This window comes from Achromobacter sp. ACM04 (assembly GCF_014851465.1).
Lineage (GTDB): Bacteria > Pseudomonadota > Gammaproteobacteria > Burkholderiales > Burkholderiaceae_B > Achromobacter > Achromobacter aegrifaciens.
Map to the genome: position 1 here is coordinate 1 of NZ_JACUZS010000023.1, position 325 is coordinate 325.

The 325-nt window shown below is 66.8% G+C and carries 1 pseudogene; it reads right to left on the bottom strand.

What is annotated here, in order from left to right:
* Nucleotides 1–325, bottom strand: a pseudogene (locus IB259_RS30885) (hypothetical protein); the annotation flags it as partial.

Genomic DNA, 325 nt, shown 5'->3' on the forward strand with positions numbered 1-325 from the left:
TAGCCAGTCAGCGTGAGCTTGCCTTCGGTGCCGTTGACGACGACCGGGGTGGTGCCCAGCGCCTGCAGGTCGGCCACAGAGAGGGTGACGTTGCCGATCTTGACGGTGGCCAGGCCTTCCGGTGCGGAGACGGTCAGTTCGCCGGTGACCGGCTGCGTGGCGTTCTCGGCGATGCTGACGTTGCCGGCATCGGCGCCATTGGCGTCGGGGACGGTCACGCCGGGCACGCCATCGGTGTGGCCGTTGATGGTGACGGTGATGGTGGTGGTGCTGACGTCGCCGTCGGCATCACGGATCGTGTAGGTGAAGGTGTCCTTGAGCTGCT